The organism is Paramagnetospirillum sp. (assembly GCF_058402745.1).
Genome location: NZ_JBZVFI010000016.1, coordinates 74,552 through 91,028 on the forward strand (window position 1 = coordinate 74,552; position 16,477 = coordinate 91,028).

General features: G+C 68.3%; 11 protein-coding genes. 2 read left to right on the top strand and 9 right to left on the bottom strand.

Annotation, left to right across the window (positions count from 1 at the left end; genetic code table 11):
• Nucleotides 1-18: 18 nt before the first annotated feature.
• A complete protein-coding gene (locus ACV4UZ_RS13720; protein ID WP_491601369.1) occupies nucleotides 19-3,198 on the top strand; it encodes an efflux RND transporter permease subunit in 3,180 nt (1,059 codons plus the stop codon).
• 109 nt (nucleotides 3,199-3,307) lie between these two features.
• On the opposite strand, the gene ACV4UZ_RS13725 is transcribed toward ACV4UZ_RS13720, so the two are convergent.
• The 6 genes from ACV4UZ_RS13725 to ACV4UZ_RS13750 form a co-directional block, all read right to left on the bottom strand.
• Nucleotides 3,308-3,664 carry a c-type cytochrome gene (locus ACV4UZ_RS13725; protein WP_491601370.1) on the bottom strand — a complete coding sequence of 119 codons (357 nt, stop codon included), beginning with the start codon at nucleotides 3,662-3,664 and terminating at the stop codon, nucleotides 3,308-3,310.
• A gap of 62 nt (nucleotides 3,665-3,726) precedes the next feature.
• Nucleotides 3,727-4,887, bottom strand: coding sequence for an NAD(P)/FAD-dependent oxidoreductase (locus ACV4UZ_RS13730; protein WP_491601371.1), 1,161 nt, complete (start codon nucleotides 4,885-4,887; stop codon nucleotides 3,727-3,729).
• Nucleotides 4,888-4,890: 3 nt separating this feature from the next.
• The gene (gene rd / locus ACV4UZ_RS13735) at nucleotides 4,891-5,055 is read right to left on the bottom strand and encodes a rubredoxin (protein WP_491601372.1); all 165 of its coding nucleotides are present in this window, start codon (nucleotides 5,053-5,055) and stop codon (nucleotides 4,891-4,893) included.
• A 26-nt stretch (nucleotides 5,056-5,081) separates the two neighbouring features.
• A complete protein-coding gene (locus ACV4UZ_RS13740) occupies nucleotides 5,082-5,288 on the bottom strand; it encodes a rubredoxin (protein ID WP_491601373.1) in 207 nt (68 codons plus the stop codon).
• Between the two features lie 23 nt (nucleotides 5,289-5,311).
• Nucleotides 5,312-5,788, bottom strand: coding sequence for a rubrerythrin family protein (locus ACV4UZ_RS13745; protein ID WP_491601374.1), 477 nt, complete (start codon nucleotides 5,786-5,788; stop codon nucleotides 5,312-5,314).
• Nucleotides 5,789-6,365: 577 nt separating this feature from the next.
• Nucleotides 6,366-7,754 carry an efflux transporter outer membrane subunit gene (locus ACV4UZ_RS13750; protein WP_491601375.1) on the bottom strand — a complete coding sequence of 463 codons (1,389 nt, stop codon included), beginning with the start codon at nucleotides 7,752-7,754 and terminating at the stop codon, nucleotides 6,366-6,368.
• A gap of 548 nt (nucleotides 7,755-8,302) precedes the next feature.
• Between ACV4UZ_RS13750 and ACV4UZ_RS13755 the strand changes: the two genes are divergently transcribed.
• Nucleotides 8,303-8,851: a recombinase family protein gene (locus ACV4UZ_RS13755; RefSeq protein ID WP_491601376.1), complete on the top strand. Its 549-nt coding sequence runs from the start codon at nucleotides 8,303-8,305 to the stop codon at nucleotides 8,849-8,851.
• Between the two features lie 5 nt (nucleotides 8,852-8,856).
• On the opposite strand, the gene ACV4UZ_RS13760 is transcribed toward ACV4UZ_RS13755, so the two are convergent.
• The 3 genes from ACV4UZ_RS13760 to ACV4UZ_RS13770 all read right to left on the bottom strand — a co-directional run bounded on the left by ACV4UZ_RS13760 (nucleotide 8,857) and on the right by ACV4UZ_RS13770 (nucleotide 16,469).
• Entirely contained in the window at nucleotides 8,857-11,955 is a 3,099-nt protein-coding gene (locus ACV4UZ_RS13760; protein ID WP_491601377.1) for an efflux RND transporter permease subunit, read from the bottom strand.
• A 115-nt stretch (nucleotides 11,956-12,070) separates the two neighbouring features.
• Nucleotides 12,071-15,142 carry a multidrug efflux RND transporter permease subunit gene (locus ACV4UZ_RS13765; protein WP_491601378.1) on the bottom strand — a complete coding sequence of 1,024 codons (3,072 nt, stop codon included), beginning with the start codon at nucleotides 15,140-15,142 and terminating at the stop codon, nucleotides 12,071-12,073.
• 130 nt (nucleotides 15,143-15,272) lie between these two features.
• On the bottom strand, nucleotides 15,273-16,469 hold the full coding sequence (locus ACV4UZ_RS13770; protein ID WP_491601379.1) for an efflux RND transporter periplasmic adaptor subunit: 1,197 nt from the start codon (nucleotides 16,467-16,469) through the stop codon (nucleotides 15,273-15,275).
• Nucleotides 16,470-16,477 lie beyond the last annotated feature (8 nt).

A 16,477-nucleotide genomic window follows, 5' to 3' on the forward strand; every position in this document is an offset into this window, starting at 1 on the left:
GGGACGGGAGCCCCTCCGATGCGCCTGTCCCACTTCTTCATCGACCGCCCCATCTTCGCCACCGTGGTGTCGGTGCTGATCACCATCATCGGCGGCATCACCTTCTTCGCCCTGCCGGTGGCGCAGTATCCCGAGATCGCGCCCCCCACCATCGTGGTCAGCGCGTCCTATCCCGGCGCCTCGGCCCAGGTGGTGGCCGACACCGTCGCCACGCCGCTGGAACAGCAGATCAACGGCGTCGAGAACATGCTGTACATGAACAGCCAGTCCACCGGCGACGGCAACCTGAAGCTGACGGTGACCTTCGCGCTGGGCACCAATCTCGACACCGCCCAGGTGCTGGTGCAGAACCGGGTGGCGGTGGCCACGGCGCGGCTGCCCGACGACGTCAAGCGCATCGGCGTGACGGTGGCCAAGAACTCGCCCGACATGCTGCTGGTGGTTCACCTGAACTCGCCCGACGGCTCGCGCGACCAGATCTACCTGTCCAACTTCGCCTCGCTGCAGATGATCGACGTGCTGGCCCGCCTGGACGGCGTCGGCGACGTGCGCATCTTCGGCGCGCGGGACTACGCCATGCGGGTGTGGATCGACCCGGACAAGGCGGCGGCCCGCAACCTGACCGCCGGAGAGGTGGTCAAGGCGCTGCAGGCCCAGAACGTGCAGATCGCCGCCGGCGTGCTGGACCAGCCGCCCCAGCCCGACCAGGGCGCCTTCCAGTTCTCGGTTCAGACCATGGGCCGCCTGGTCGACCCGGCCCAGTTCGGCGAGGTGATCGTCAAGGCCGACGCCCAGGGCCGGGTGGTGCGCCTCAAGGACGTGGGCCGCATCGAGCTGGGTGCCCAGGACTACAGCATCAACGGCTATCTCAACGGCAAGAACGCCATACCCGTCGGCGTGTTCCAGCGCCCCGGCTCCAACGCGCTCGCCACCGCCGAGCGGGTGGTGGCCAAGGTGGAGGAGATCTCCAAGACCTTCCCCTCCGGCGTCGCCTACACCATCGCCTACAACCCCACCCAGTTCATCGCCCAGTCGGTCCGGGAAGTGATCAACACCATCTTCGAGGCGGTGCTGCTGGTGGTGGTGGTGGTGATCCTGTTCCTGCAGACCTGGCGGGCCTCGCTGATTCCGCTGGCCGCCATTCCGGTGTCGCTGGTGGGGACCTTCGCCGTGCTGGGCGCTCTCGGCTATTCCCTCAACAACCTGTCGCTGTTCGGCCTGGTGCTGGCGGTGGGCATCGTGGTGGACGACGCCATCGTGGTGGTGGAGAACGTCGAGCGCAACATGAAGGACGGCATGAACGCCCGCTCCGCCTCGCACCAGACCATGGACGAGGTGGGCAGCGCCCTGATCTCCATCGCCCTGGTGCTGTGCGCGGTGTTCATTCCCGCCGCCTTCATCCCCGGCATCTCGGGCCAGTTCTTCCGCCAGTTCGCGGTGACCATCGCCGCCTCGACGGTGATTTCGCTGATCGTCTCGCTGACGCTCTCGCCCGCGCTCTGCGCCCTGCTGTTCCGCGGCCACGGCCCGCTGGACCACCACGAGACGACGGGATGGAAGCGCTGGGTCACCCTGTTCTTCGTCAAGTTCAATGCCGGCTTCGACCGCATGGCGGGGGGCTACGGCAGCCTGACCCGCTCGGTGGTGAGGAAATCGGGCATCATGCTGGTGCTCTATGCCGGGCTGATCGGCCTGGCCGGCTTCGAGTTCTACAAGACGCCCAAGGGCTTCATCCCGGAAATGGACCAGGGCTACCTGATCACCGTGGTGCAGCTGCCGCCCGGCGCCTCGCTGTCACGCACCGACGGGGTGGTGAAAAGGGTCTCCGCCATCATGGCCGAGACCCCCGGCGTGGGGCACACGGTGGTGATCGCCGGCCTGGACGCCTCGACCTTCACCAACGCGTCCAACGCCGCCACGGTGTTCACGCCCTTGAAGCCGTTCAAGGAGCGCTACGCCCAGGGACTGTCGTCCAACGTCATCCTGGCCGACCTCCGGAAGCGTCTGGCCTCGGTCCAGGACGCCATGATCATTCCGATCCAGCCGCCGCCGGTGCGCGGCATCGGCACGGCGGGCGGCTTCAAGATGATGCTGCAGGACAAGGGCGGGCGCGGCTCCAAGGCCCTGGAGGAGGCGGCCCAGGACATGGCCGCCGCCGCCGCCAAGGTGCCCGGCCTGACCGGCATGTTCGCGCTGTTCAACACGCGGACCCCCAACGTCTACGCCGACATCGACCGGGTGAAGGCGCAGATGCTGGGCGTGTCCACCGAGCGCATCTCGGAGGCGCTGCAGATCTATCTGGGATCGAGCTTCGTCAACGAGTTCAACTATCTGGGCCGCACCTACCGCGTCACCGCCCAGGCCGATTCCCCCTTCCGCAAGGACATCGAGGACATCGCCGCCATCAGGGTCAGGAACGACAAGGGCCAGATGGTGCCGCTCGGCGCGGTGGCCGAGTTCCGCTTCGACACCGGCCCCTACCGCGTGCCGCGCTACAACCTGTTCCCGGCGGCCGAGGTGCAGGGCGCGGCGGCCCCGGGCTACGCCTCGGGCTACGCGCTGGAACGGATGAAGATCCTGGCCGCCGAGCGGTTGCCCGACGGCTTCGGCTTCGAATGGACGGAGCTGGCGCTGCAGGAATTGCTGGCCGGCAACAACGGCCTGTTCGTCTTCGCGGCATCGGTGCTGTTCGTCTTCCTGCTGCTGGCCGCCCAGTACGAAAGCTGGTCGCTGCCCGCCGCCGTGGTGCTGATCGTGCCCATGTGCCTGCTGGCCGCCGTCACCGGCCTGATCATCCGCGGCCTGCCCATCAACATCCTGGCCCAGATCGGCTTCATCGTGCTGATCGGCCTGGCGGCCAAGAACGCCATCCTGATCGTCGAGTTCGCCCGGCAGGCGGAGAATGAAGGCATGGACCGCATCGAGGCCGCAATCCACGCCGGACGCACCCGCCTGCGCCCCATCCTGATGACCTCGCTGGCCTTCGTGCTGGGCGTGCTGCCCCTGGTGATCGGCACCGGCGCGGGCGCCGAGATGCGCCAGAGCCTGGGGACGGCCGTGTTCTTCGGCATGCTGGGCGTCACCGCCTTCGGGCTGGTGTTCACGCCCATCTTCTATGTGGTGATCAGGAAGATGGTGGCCGGCCACCACGCCCGCGCCGCCGCCGCCCATGCGGCGGAGGAGGCCCGGGGGCGGTAGGCACGGCATGTCATCCTGACGGTGCAACGCGCCGGAAGGATCTTTCAGGCTGGCTGGTGGCCGCGCGTGAAAGATCCTTCGCTCACGCTCAGGATGACAGGATTGACCGCTACTTCAGCGTCTTCATGTAGGCGATCAGCGCCGCCACGTCGTCGGGATTCTTGGTGCCGGCGAACACCATCTTGTTGCCGGGGATGGTGTCCTTGGGATTGGCGAGATAGGCCGCCAGATTGGCGTCGTCCCAGGTCTTGCCCCAGGCGACCAGGGCCGGGGAATACTTGAAGCCCGCCGCCGCCGTGCCCGCCTTGGAACCGACCACGCCGAACAGGCTGGGCCCGACGCCGTTGGCGCCGGCCTCGACCTTGTGGCAGGCCTTGCACGGCGTGAAGGCCGCCGGCGGGTCGGCGGCAAACGCCGTCCCGGCCAGGGTCGCGACAGCGGCGAAAGCGGCAAGCTGAAGCTTCATCGGAAAACTCTCCCCTATACGTTTGCCCATCCGACACCCAGCAAACCATCATTTGACGTTTGTCACAACAGATCAGGCATCTCCCTGGCCAGGGCCTGGCGCTCGCCCGCCCGCGCGCCCGACAGGGCGAAGCCCAGCTTGCGGCCGTCGGGGGCGACGAACAGCGCCTTGCGGTCGCGGCCCTCGCCTTCCATCACCCACTCGCCGGCGGCGCCGGGCGCGGGCGGGCAGACCACCATGGGCAGGGCCGGGGTCTTGACCACCACGGGCAGCGCCGGGAGCTTCAATTCGGTCTCGGTGCCGGCCAGGGTGGCGGCCACGGCCTTGGCCTCGGCCATCAGCGGCAGGACGAAGGGCAGCGGCCCGGCCGGAGTCTCGGCGCAATCGCCGATGGCGAAAATGTCGGGATCCGAGGTGCGGAGCTTGCGGTCCACCACGATGCCCCGTTCCACCTTCAGCCCGGCCTCGAAGGCCAGCCGGGTGCGCGGCACCAGGCCGATGGCCGACAGCGCCTGGTCGTAGTGGATCATGGTGGCGTCGTCGAGCGCGGCGCGGCCCTTGTTCCAATAGGCCACCGAGCGGCCGAGATGGAAGGTGACGCCCGCGTCGCCCAGCGCCTTGGCCATCTCCTCGCCCAGCGCCTGGGGCAGCAGGCGGCCGAGCGGCCAGGGCGCCGGGTCGACCACGGTGACGTTGTGGCCCGCTCCGGCCAGGTCGTTGGCGAATTCCGAGCCGATCAGGCCGGCGCCCACCAGCAGGACGCGGGCGCCGGGCTTCAGCGCCGCCCGCCAGGCGGCGTAGTCGTCCAGGTCGTTGACGGTGCGGATGTCGGCGTCCTCGCAGCCCTCGACCCAGTAGGGCCGCGGATCGGCGCCGATGGCCAGCACCAGCTTGCCGTATCCCAGTTCGAACTCGCCGCCGTCGGGACGGCGCACCACCACGGCATGGGTGTCGCGGCGGATGGCGGCGACCCGGTGACGCGCCAGGACGGTGGCGCGAAGGTCGGCCGCCATCTGCTCGGCGCTCTTCTGCACCAGGGAGGACGGGTCCTTGCCCTGGGCGAAGGCGGCGGACAGCATGGGCTTGGAGTAGGACTCGCCGCCGTCGGCGGTGACGATGGTGATGGCGACGTTGGTGTCGAGCTTCCTCAGCTCGCGGGCCAGGGTATACCCCCCCAGCCCGCTGCCGAGGATGACCACACCGTTTTGGGCGGCGCTCTCCATGATTCAGCCCTCCTGGACTTCGAAATCGGACTTGGACACGCCGCAATCGGGGCAGGTCCAGTCGTCGGGGATGTCCTCGAAGGCGGTGCCGGCCGGGATGCCGTCGTCGGGCATGCCGACGGCCGGGTCATAGACGAAACCACACACGACGCAGACATACTTCTTCATGATTGGTCCTCCGATTGGGGTTGCTCTCAGATGACGGCCATCTTGGGGGGGATCCAGGTGGCGTCCTGGTGGGGTTCGAAATCTTCCTTGCTGACCCCGCAATCGGGGCAGGACCAGTCGTCGGGAATGTCCTCGAAGGCGGTGCCCGGGGGGATTCCGTCCTCGGGCAGGCCGAGGACGGGGTCGTAGACCAGGCCACACACCACGCAGATCCAGATCTGATCGTTACTCATCTTCCGGTCTCCTTTACCGTGGTTCAGCCCTTGTGGGCGTTCAGGGTCGCCTGGTAGTGGCCGGCGTGCTTCTCCTCGACCTTGGCCAGGGCGGCGAAGCGCTTGGCGGCGGTGGCGAGGATCTTGGCGAAGCGCTCGGCGTGCTCCTTGGATTCGGCGATCTGCTCGTCCATCTCGGCCACGGCGGCCTTGTTGCCCTCCTGCTCGGCCAGGTGGCGGAACTTGGGGTACATCTCGGTGTACTCGTAGGTCTCGCCGTCGATGGCCATCTGCAGCATCTTCTCGACCGTCAGTTCGGCCTTGGGATAGAGCAGTTCAAGGTGTCCGAAGGCGTGCATGGTTTCCTGCTCGGCGGTGCGCTCGAAGACCTCGGCCACCTCGACGGCACCCAGCTCGCGGGCCCGGCGGGCGAAGTAGAGGTACTTGCGGTTGGCCATGGACTCGCCGGCGAAGGCCGCTTCGAGGTTGGCGATGGTCGGGGAGGCGGGGTTGAAGGCCATGGGGGTCATCTCCTTGGTGTGAACCGATGGACAGACCCTATCCGAAGCGATTGATCGAGTGAAACGAGTTAGACTTGTTTCTGAAATCGATTCTATCGATTGATTTATTCCTGTTACCGTCATGCGCGGGCTTGACCCGCGTATCCACGTGGTGCCGGCCACTCAACCGCTAAACCAGGCGGAAAGGCGTGGATGCCCGGCACAGGTTTAATTGCCTGGGTGCTGGCGGACGGGTTTTTTCACCACCAAGACACCAAGAGGACATTCCAGGTGCGTCGTGCCCGGACTTGTTCCGGGCATCCACGCCCATCCGCAGGGACTATTGCTTCATGAGGCATTCCAGCGGATCCGCGTGGATGGCCGGGACGATGCCCGGCCATGACGGTGAGGTTGGGCGGGGCGATCAGCTCCGTCCTCTTGGTGTCCTTGGTGTCTTGGTGGTTGAAGAGGCTTTTCCGTATCCCCATTCCGGTGGGGCCATCTCAAACCAAGCCTGGGCAAGGCAAGAGACCAGTGCTGGCAGAAGTAAACCGAACACCCGTGGCACAAGGCCGGGCATGACGGAACAGCGGATGCCTCACCCCGCCCGCCACCCGCCGCCCAGCGCCTTGTAGAGGCCGACGATGGCCTGCATCTGGCCGAGGCGGGCCTGGGCCAGGGCGTCCTGGGCCGAGAACAGGGTCTTCTGGGTGTTGAGCACGGTGGTGACGTCGACGATGCCGCCGGCCAGCTGGGCCTGGGCGATCTCGAAGGCGCGGCGCGCGGTGGCTTCGGAATTGCGCTGGGCCTCCACCTCCTCGGCGGCCTTTTCCACGGCGATCAGGGCGTTCTCCACGTCGGAGAAGGCCGAAGCCACCGCCTTGCGGTAGGTCTGGGCCAGTTCGTCGAAGCGGGCCCGTTTCTGCTCCACCGTGCCGGCAATCTTGCCGCCGTCGAAAATGGCCTGGGTGGCGGTGGACGCCACCGACCACAGCAGGCTTTCCGCCGTCATCATCTTCATCAGGTCCAGGCTCTGGAATCCGCCCTGCCCCGTGAGCGAGATGGCCGGGAACCACGCGGCGCGGGCCGCGGCGATGTCGGCGTTGGCGGCGCGCAAGCTGGCCTCGGCCGATTGCACGTCGGGGCGCCGGGCCAGCAGCTCGGACGGCAGGCCCGCGCCGACCACCGGCACGCGAAGCGCCCCCAGGCTCTCGGGCACCAGCCCGAATTCCTCGGGCAGGCGGCCGGTGAGGATGGCCAGCGCGTTGTAGTCCTGGCGCATCTGGCGCTCCAGCGGCGCCAGGGTGGCCTTTTGCGCCGCCAGCACGCTTTCCTGCTGGGCCACGTCCAGCGAGGTGGCGGTGCCGGCCCGCAGGCGGTCCTGGAACACCGCCAGGATGCCCTCGGAATTGGCGATGGATTCCCGGATCAGGCGGATTCGTTCCTGCAACCCCAGAATCTCGAAATAGGTGGTCGCCACCCCCGACTGGGCGGTCAGGGTCGCGGTCTGCAGGTCGAAGCGCGACGCCTGGGCCGCCGCCTGGGCTGAATCCACGGCGGCGGCGTTCTTGCCCCAGAAATCGATCTCATAGCTGGCGGCCAGCGTGGCGCTGGTGGTGGTGGTGTGACGCGCCTTGGTGGTGGCGGTGGACGACGCCGCCCGCGAGGCCCGCGCCCGGGTCGAGCCCGCCTCGGCCGACAGCGAGGGCAGCAGCGACGCCCCGGCGATTCCCAGTTGGGCGTCGGCCTGCCGCACCCTGGCGGTGGCGGCGGCCAGATCGAAATTGGCGGCCTGGGCACGGGTCATCAGCTCGTCCAGGCGGGCCGAGCCGAACTGACGCCACCAGTCGGTGCCGGGCCACACATTGGCTTGCGCGGCGTTGGCCCACCGGGCCGGGTGAGGCGTCTCGGGCTTCACATAGGCGTCGCCCACCGAGCAGGCCGACAGCAGTGCCACGGAAAGGGCGGAAAGAGCGGTTTTCCTCACGTCGTCATCTCCCGTCCACGCCTCGGCGCGGCCTTGTTGATATTTCGCAAACGAAAGCACCCCATCCCTGTTGCAAGGCATTTACAGAAGCCCTGCGAAATATCACTGCAAAAGGTGAAGCTGGGCCTTGCGCCCCAAGAGACCGGCCCCAGCCGGTCGATCCAGCCCACCGTCACACCACGCAAAAATACCGTGCATAAATTGTGGAAAACAGGGCGGCCCGGGCGGGCGTCTCCCCGCCATCCCCCATGCTTCATCGCCCGTGCCGGCACGAATGCGGACAAAACCCGACTCGGCCGGCCTTTCAACCTAAGGTACCTGTTGATAGCGATGAAGCAATTTCTCACACCCATCGTCACACCCGGTTTACACACCGGCTGTAAAATTACCATGCAAAATAGGCGAGTCCAGGATTCACATGGCCGACACACCAAGGCACAACTCACGGCCACGGGAAACGACCCTTGCGAAAAGACCGTGCGAAACATGTGGACAACCTGGGGAAAGCCGCTACCATTCCCGCCTTCGCGCAGGAAATCGGTTGAATCATGATCGTTGGCTATTTCCGTAGAATCGACGGCGGAGAAGAGGCCGCCCCCACCGCCGTGTTGCGGGCGGAACGCTGCCTGCGCATCGAGTCCGACGAAGCGGGGCGCACCAGCGCCCGCACCCAGCTGGTGGCGTCGCTCAGCAACGGCGACGTGCTGGTCTCGCCCTCCATTGCCCATCTGGCGCCCTCGGTGTCCGAGGTGCTGCGCATCTCGCGGCACGTGCATGGGCGCGGCGCCACCTTGCGGCTGGTGCTGGAAAAGATCGACACCTCCATCCCGGCGGCGCGCAACGTGCTGGCCGCCTTCGCCGAGTTCGAGAACCGGCAGATGGCCGAACGCCGCAACGCCGGCCTCTATGAAGCGGCCCTGTCGGGCGCCCGGCCGGGGCGGCCCCGCAAGCTGGATTCCGCCCGGATCGCCCAGGTGGCGGGCGAACTGGCGGCCGGGCGCACCGCCGCCTCCATCGCCCGCGAGCTGGGGGTGCATCCCACCACGGTGACGCGGCTTGCCCGCCTCGCCGCCACCGGCGAGGCGGAACCGGACTGAGCCGGTCATGCCGCCCCCTCCGCGCGCCGCCCCTTGCTCCACGCCTTGAGCCGCGCCATCCACAGATAGACCACCGGCGTGGTGTAGAGGGTGAGCAGCTGGGAGAGCACCAGCCCGCCCACGATGGCGATGCCCAGCGGCCTTCTCAGCGCCCCGCCCGGCCCGGTGGCCAGCGCCAGCGGCACCGCCCCCAGCAGGGCGGTGAGCGTGGTCATCAGGATGGGGCGAAAGCGGGTGCGGCAGGCCTGGACGATGGCATCCGGCGGCGGCACGCCCCGGCGCTCGGCCTCGATGGCGAAATCCACCATCAGGATGCCGTTCTTCTTGACGATGCCCATCAGCAGGAACACGCCGATGACGCTGATCAGGGTCAGCTCGGTATTGGTGCCCATCAGGGCCAGCAGCGCCCCGATGCCCGCCGAGGGCAGGGTCGAGATGATGGTGACGGGGTGCAACAGGCTTTCGTACAGCACGCCCAACACGATGTAGATGGCCAGCAGGGCGGCCAGGATCAGGATCGGCTGGTCCTTGAGCGATTCGGCGAAGACCTTGGCGTTGCCGGCGAATTCCCAGCGCACCCCGGCCGGCAGGCCGATGTCGCGCGCCGCCGCCTGCAGACGGGAGGCCGCCTCGCCCAGCGGCGTTCCGGGGGTCAGGTTGAAGGTCAGCGTCGCCGCCGGGAACTGGCCCTGGTGGGCCACCGAGACAGGGGCGGTCGAGGGCTCGAAACGGGCCAGGGCGTCCAGCGGCACCTGGCGCCCGTCCTTGGACTTGACCCACAGCAGGTGCAGCGACGACGGGTCCTCCTGGAAGCGGGGCTCCACCTCCAGCACCACCTTGTACTGGTTGCGCTGGGTGTAGATGGTGGAGACCTGCCGCTGGGCGAAGGCGTTCTGCAGCACCTGATCCACGTCGGTCATGGAAACGCCCAGCCGGGCGGCAGCGTCGCGGTCCACCACCACCTGCATCTGGGGAATGGCGGCGTCCTGGTCCGACGAGACGTCCACCAGCCCGGGCTCGGCTTTCAGGCGCTCCACCAGTTTGGGCGTCCATTCACGCAACTCGTCGAGGGATTCGCTGAACAGCACGAACTGGAACTGGGCCTTGCCCATGCGCCCGCCGATGCGGATGTCCTGCCCCGCCATCAGGAACACCGAGACGCCCTCCACCTGGGCCAGCTTGGGCCGCAGGCGGTTGATGACGTCCTGGGCTGATTCCTTGCGCTCGCCCAGGGGCTTCAGGTTGATGAACATGCGCCCCGTATGCCCCGCGCCCCCGGGTCCGCCCGAGCCGACGAACGAACCCAGCCCTTCCACCGCCGGATCGGACAGCACCACCTCGGCCACCTTCTGCTGGCGCTCGGCGATGGTGCGGAACGAGATGTCGACGCGGCCCTCGATGCTGGCGAACACCAGCCCGGTGTCCTGGGGCGGAAAGAAGCCCTTGGCCACCTGGCCGTAGAGGAACACGGTCAGCGCCACGGTGCCCAGCGTCACCGCCAGCATCAGGCGGCGATGGGCCAGCGCCAGGCCCAGGCTGCGCTCGTAGGCCCGCTCCAGCCAGGCCATGGCCGCCTCGCCCGCCTTGGCCGGGCCGGACAGCGGACGTTGCTTGGGCCGAAGCGCCATCAGATGGCCGAACAGGGTCGGCGTCACCGTCAGCGACACCACCGCCGAAACCATGATCGCCACCGACAGCGTCACGGCGAATTCGCGGAACAGGCGGCCCAGGATGCCGCCCATGAACAGCAGGGGAATGAACACCGCCACCAGCGAGAGCGTGATGGAGACCACGGTGAAGACGATCTCCCTCGACCCCTTGATGGCCGCCTCCAGCGGCCCCTCGCCCTTTTCCATGTGGCGCGAGATGTTCTCGATCATCACGATGGCGTCGTCGACCACGAAGCCCACCGAGATGGTCACCGCCATCAGCGAGATGTTGTTCAGGGAATAGCCCACCAGCCACATGAAGGCGAAGGTGGCGGCCAGCGACAGCGGCACGGTGACCGAGGCGGCCACGGTGGGCGTCATCCGCCCCAGCGTCAGGTAGACCACCAGGATCACCAGCCCGATGGAGATGGCCAGCGTGGTCTCCACGTCGTCGAGATTGCCGCGGATGTTGATGGTGCGGTCCGACACCACCGAGACCTTGGTGCCGGCCGGCATCCAGCGCCGGAGCTGGGGCAGGATCTCCTTGATGCGGTCCACCGTCTCGACCACGTTGGCGCCCGGCTGCTTGCTGATGATCACCAGCACGCCCTTGTCGCGGTTGAACCAGCCGCCGAGGCGCGTGTTCTCAACCGAATCCACCACGGAGGCCACCGCCGACAGGCGCACCACCGCCCCGTTGGCCGATTTGACGATCAGGGGGGCATAGGCGCTGGCGGTGAACAGCTGGTCGTTGGCGCCGATGCTCATGGCTTCGGTCGGGCCGTCCAGGCTGCCCTTGGGGGCGTTGACGTTGGCCGCCGCGAGCGCGCTCCTCACATCCTCGAGGCCCACCCCCATGGCCGCCAGCTGGCCGGGATTGACCCGGACGCGGACCGCCGGCTTCTCGGCGCCGGACAGCGACACCTGCGCCACCCCGTCCACCTGGGAGATGCGGCTGGCGAGAATGGCGTCGGCGGCGTCGAACACACGCGCCGAGGGCAGCGAATCCGACGTCACCGCCAGGATCAGGATGGGCGATTCCGCCGGGTTGATCTTGCGGTAGGTGGGAGGCGAAGGCAGGTCGATGGCCAGTTCCGAGGCCGCCGCGTTGATGGCCGCCTGCACGTCGTGGGCGGCGCCGTTGATGCTTCGGTCCAGGTCGAACTGCACGGTGATGGAGGTCGAGCCCTGGGTGCTGGTGGACGTCATCTCGGCGACGCCCGGAATCTCGCCCAGGCGGCGCTCCAGCGGCGCCGCCACCGTGGCCGCCATGGTGGCGGGATCGGCGCCGGGCAGCTTGGCGGTCACCGCGATGGTGGGAAAGTCCACCTTGGGCAGCGGCGCCACCGGCAGCCGGTCGAAGGCGACCATGCCGGTGAGGAACAATCCGACCGCCAGCAGCAGGGTCGCCACCGGACGGCGGATGAAGATGGCGGAGAAGCCGCCGCCGTTCATGGTTGCGCTTCCTTCGTCACCCCGGGCGAGCAGCGCGAGACCCGGGGTCCAGGAGCCGTTCCCCCTGGATCCCGGCTCTTCGCTACGCCGCGGCCGGGATGACGATAAATTTCACTCACGGCACCTGCTCCACCGGCTTGGGCGCCAGGCGCCGCTTCAGCCGCTCGAAGGCGAGATAGATCACCGGCGTGGTGTAAAGGGTGATCAGCTGGGAAAGCACCAGCCCGCCGACGATGGAGATACCCAGCGGCCGGCGCAGCTCGCCGCCGGTGCCGAAATCGATGGCCAGCGGAATGGCGCCCAGCAGCGCCGCCATGGTGGTCATCATGATCGGGCGGAAGCGCAGCAGGCTGGCCTTGACGATGGCGTCCCGGGGGCTCAGTCCCTCGTGCCGCTCCGCCTCGATGGCGAAGTCGATCATCATGATGGCGTTCTTCTTGACGATGCCCATCAGCAGCACGATGCCGATCAGGCCCACCAGCGACAGGTCGTGGCCGGTGGCCAACAGGGCCAGCAGCGCCCCGATGCCGGCCGACGGCAGGGTGGACATGATGGTCACCGGATGAATGGTGCTTTCGTACAGCACGCCCAGCACGATGTAGATCACCACCATGGCCGCCAGGATCAGCCAGGGCTGGCTGTCCAGCGCGCGGCGGAACTCGGCGGCGTCGCCGGAATAGTCGCCGGTGATGGTCTCGGGCAGGCCCATGTCGCGCTGGATGGCGTCGATGGCCGCCGTGGCCTGACCCAGCGACACGCCGGGGCGCAGGTTGAAGCTGATGGTCACCGCCGGAAACTGGCCCTGGTGGGTGATGAGCAGCGGCACGCGCGAGCGTTCGACCCGGGCCACCGCCGACAGCGGCACCAGCGCGCCGGTGGAGGAGCGGACATGGAGCGCCCCCAGCGCCTCGGGCCCGGCCTGGTATTCCGGCGTCACCTCCAGGACCACCTTGTACTGGTTGACCTGGGAATAGATGGTCGAGATCTGCCGCTGGCCGAAGGCGTCGTAAAGGGTGTCGTCGATGGCCTGGAGCGGCACGCCGAGGCGCGCCGCCTTGTCGCGGTCGATGCGGATGTCGGCCTGCAGCCCGCCCTCCTGGGAATCGGTGGCGACGTCCATGAGGAGCGGCGAGGCCCCGAGCCGCTCCACCACCTGGGGCACCCAATGGGCCAGCTCGGCGGCGTCGATGTCGGTCAGCGTGTACTGGTACTGGGTGCGGCTGGTGCGGTGGCTGATCTGGATGTCCTGGGCGGGACGGAAATGCACCTGCATGCCCGCCACCGGCGCCACCTTGTCGGCCAGCCGGGCGATGATCTCCTCCGCGCCGGCCGAGCGCTGCTTCCTGGGCTTGAGCACGATGGTCATCTGGCCGGTATTGGCGGTGGGATTGATGGGACCGGCCCCGATGAACGAGGCCACCGCCGTGACGTCCGGGTCGGTGCGCACCAGATCGGACACCCGGCGCTGCATGTCCATCATGGCGGCGAAGGACACGTCGGCGCGGGCGTCGGTGGTGGCGACGATCAGGCCGGTATCCTGGGACGGCAGGAAGCCCTTGGGCATCCACGCATACAACGCCACGGTCAGCACCAGGGTGGCGAAGGCCACCCACAGGGTCGCCACCTGGCGGCCCAGAACCCAGTCCAGCGAGCGGGCGTAGAGGTCGCGCAGGCTTTCGAAGAAGCGCCCCGATTTGGCCTCCTCGTGGCCGCCCTTCAGCAGATGGCCGCACATCATGGGGGTCAGCGTCAGCGACACCACCGCCGAGACCACCACGGCCACGGCCAGGGTCAGGGCGAATTCGCGGAACAGCCGCCCCACGATGCCGGTCATGAACAGCAGGGGGATGAACACGGCGACCAGCGAGACGGTCAGCGACACGATGGTGAAGCCGATCTCCCTGGACCCGGCCAGGGCGGCGTCCAGGGGCTTCATGCCCTTCTCGATGTAGCGGACGATGTTCTCGATCATCACGATGGCGTCGTCGACCACGAAGCCGGCCGAGATGGTGAGAGCCATCAGCGACAGGTTGTCCAGGCTGAACCCCGCCAGCGCCATCACCCCGAAGGTGCCGATCAGCGACAAGGGCAGCGCCACGGCGGGTATCAGGGTGGCGCGCACCGAGCGCAGGAAGGCCCAGATCACCCCGATCACCAGGCCGACGGTCAGCACCAGGGTGAACTGCACGTCGGCCACCGAGGCGCGGATGGTCTCGGTGCGGTCGGCCAGAACCGAGACCTTGATGCCGGTGGGCACGGCGCGGGTCAGTTCCGGCATCCTGGCCTTGAGCCGGTCGACGGTGGCCACGATGTTGGCGCCGGGCTGGCGCTGGATGTTGAGGATCACCGCCGGCTTGCCGTCGAACCAGCCGGCGACGCGGGAATTCTCGACACCCTCCACCACGTCGCCCAGGTCGGCGACGCGGACCGGGGCATTGTTCCGCCATGCCACCACCTGGGCGGGATAGGCCAGGGGATCGGAAATCTGGTCGTTGGCGCCGATGGACAGCGCCTGGGAGACGCCGTCGAAACTGCCCTTGGGCATGTCGACGTTGGCCTTGGCGAGCGCCTGGCGCACGTCCTCCAGCGACAGGTTGTAGGCCGCCAGGCGGGCCGGGTCCATGCGCACCCGGACGGCGGGGCGCTGGCCGCCCTCGATCAGCACGCGCCCCACGCCGCCGATCTGGCTGAGCTTCTGGGCCAGCAGGGTGTCGGCCACGTCGTTCAGCCGGGTGATGGGCAGGCTGTCCGAGGTCAGCGCCAGGGTCATGATCGGCGGATCGGCCGGGTTGACCTTGGAATAGACCGGGGGATAGGGCAGCCCGGTGGGCAGCACGCCGCGCGCCGCGTCGATGGCCGCCTGCACCTCCTCGGACGCCACGTCGATGCTCTTGGCGAGGTCGAATTGCAGGGTCAGCGCGCTGGTGCCCTGGGACGAGGTCGAAGTCATCACCGCCAGGCCGGGAATCAGCCCGAACTGGCGTTCCAGCGGCGTGGTGATCAGGCTTGCCACCGTCTCGGCGCTGGCGCCGGGCAGCTGGGTGGTCACCTGGATGGTGGGAAAGTCCACCTGGGGCAGGGCCGAGACCGGCAGCAGGCGAAAACCCAGAATACCGGCCAGCACCACCGCGAAGGCCAACAGCCAGGTGGCGACGGGACGATGGATGAAGGGGGCCGAGACGTTCATCGCGGCTCCGCCTTAACCGTTTGCGTCATCCCGGCCTTGAGCCGGGATCCAGGAGTCGCCCCCCCTGGATCCCGGGTCTGCGCTTCGCTGCGCCCGGGATGACGGATAAAGAAGCTCTGGTCCCGCCGCGTCATGGCGACCTGCCCGCGCGGCCCTTCCCTTCGCCCTCGCCGCCCTTGTCGCCGGTGCTGACACGGGCGCCGGGCTGCAGCTTGGCGGTGCCTTCCACCACCACGGTATCGCCCTCGGTCAGCCCCTCGTCCAGCAGGGCCTGGCCAGCCTCGGTGGCGGCGACCTTGACGGAGCGCATCTCCACGGTGCGATCCTCCCTGACGGCGAAGACGTAAGGCCCCTGGGGACCGCGCTGCACCGCCTGGGCCGGCACCACCAGCCCGTCACGGCGCACCGACAGCAGCAGGCGGACGTTGACGAAGCCGCCCGGCCACAGCCGGCGCTCGGCATTGGGCATCACCGCCTTCAGCTTGATGGTGCCGGTGGTCTGGTCGATCTGGTTGTCCACCAGTTCCAGCTCGCCGGTGTCGGCCAGGATTCGGGTCTCGGGCTGAAAGGCGCTGACCTGCAGCTTGCCGTCCTGGCGCAGGCGCTCGTTGACCGCGCCCAGGGATTGCTGCGGCAGGGTGAAGACCACCGAGATGGGCTGTACCTGGGTCAGCGTCACCAGGCCGGTGGCGTCCGAGGCCCGCACGATGTTGCCCCTGTCCACCAGCCGCATGCCGGTCCGCCCGCCGATGGGAGCGGTGATGACGGTGTAGGACAGCATGGTCCTGGCATTGGAGACCGCCGCCTCGTCGGCGCGCACCGTGGCCTCCAGCTGGCGGACCAGGGCGCGCTGGGTATCGACGCTCTGGCCGGTGACGCGGTCGCCCAGGCTGACGTAGCGGGCGAGGTCGCGCCGCGCCGCCTCCAGCTGGGCGGTGTCCTTGTCGCGGGTGGCCAGGGCCTGCTCGTACTGGGCGCGATAGGTGCGCGGATCGATCTGGGCCAGCACGTCGCCGGCCTGGACGTCCTGGCCTTCCCTGAACAGCACCTCGACCAGCTCGCCGTCCACCCGCGAACGCACCGTCACGGTATTGTAGGCCTGCACCGTGCCGATGGCGTCGAGATAGATGGGCATGTCGCGCCGGGCCACGTTGGCCACCGTCACGGCCACCGGCCGGCCGTCGGGGCCACCCGGCCTGGCCCCGTTGCGCGCCGGCTGGGATTGTTGCGGCAGCAGCGCCAGCGCCAGACCGGCCGCCAGCGCCAGACCGCCGGCGACCAGCGCGCCTTTGCGCCACAGGGGATTCTTCAGGTCAAAGGAAGGCAAGGCCCACT

Bases quoted from the DNA above. Each gene is read 5' to 3' on its own strand.
- ACV4UZ_RS13745 (WP_491601374.1), bottom strand. From the start codon at position 5,788: ATGGCCTTCAACCCCGCCTCCCCGACCATCGCCAACCTCGAAGCGGCC.
- ACV4UZ_RS13755 (WP_491601376.1), top strand. From the start codon at position 8,303: ATGATCGTTGGCTATTTCCGTAGAATCGACGGCGGAGAAGAGGCCGCC.
- ACV4UZ_RS13740 (WP_491601373.1), bottom strand. From the start codon at position 5,288: ATGAGTAACGATCAGATCTGGATCTGCGTGGTGTGTGGCCTGGTCTAC.
- ACV4UZ_RS13760 (WP_491601377.1), bottom strand. From the start codon at position 11,955: ATGAACGGCGGCGGCTTCTCCGCCATCTTCATCCGCCGTCCGGTGGCG.
- rd (WP_491601372.1), bottom strand. From the start codon at position 5,055: ATGAAGAAGTATGTCTGCGTCGTGTGTGGTTTCGTCTATGACCCGGCC.
- ACV4UZ_RS13730 (WP_491601371.1), bottom strand. From the start codon at position 4,887: ATGGAGAGCGCCGCCCAAAACGGTGTGGTCATCCTCGGCAGCGGGCTG.
- ACV4UZ_RS13725 (WP_491601370.1), bottom strand. From the start codon at position 3,664: ATGAAGCTTCAGCTTGCCGCTTTCGCCGCTGTCGCGACCCTGGCCGGG.
- ACV4UZ_RS13765 (WP_491601378.1), bottom strand. From the start codon at position 15,142: ATGAACGTCTCGGCCCCCTTCATCCATCGTCCCGTCGCCACCTGGCTG.
- ACV4UZ_RS13720 (WP_491601369.1), top strand. From the start codon at position 19: ATGCGCCTGTCCCACTTCTTCATCGACCGCCCCATCTTCGCCACCGTG.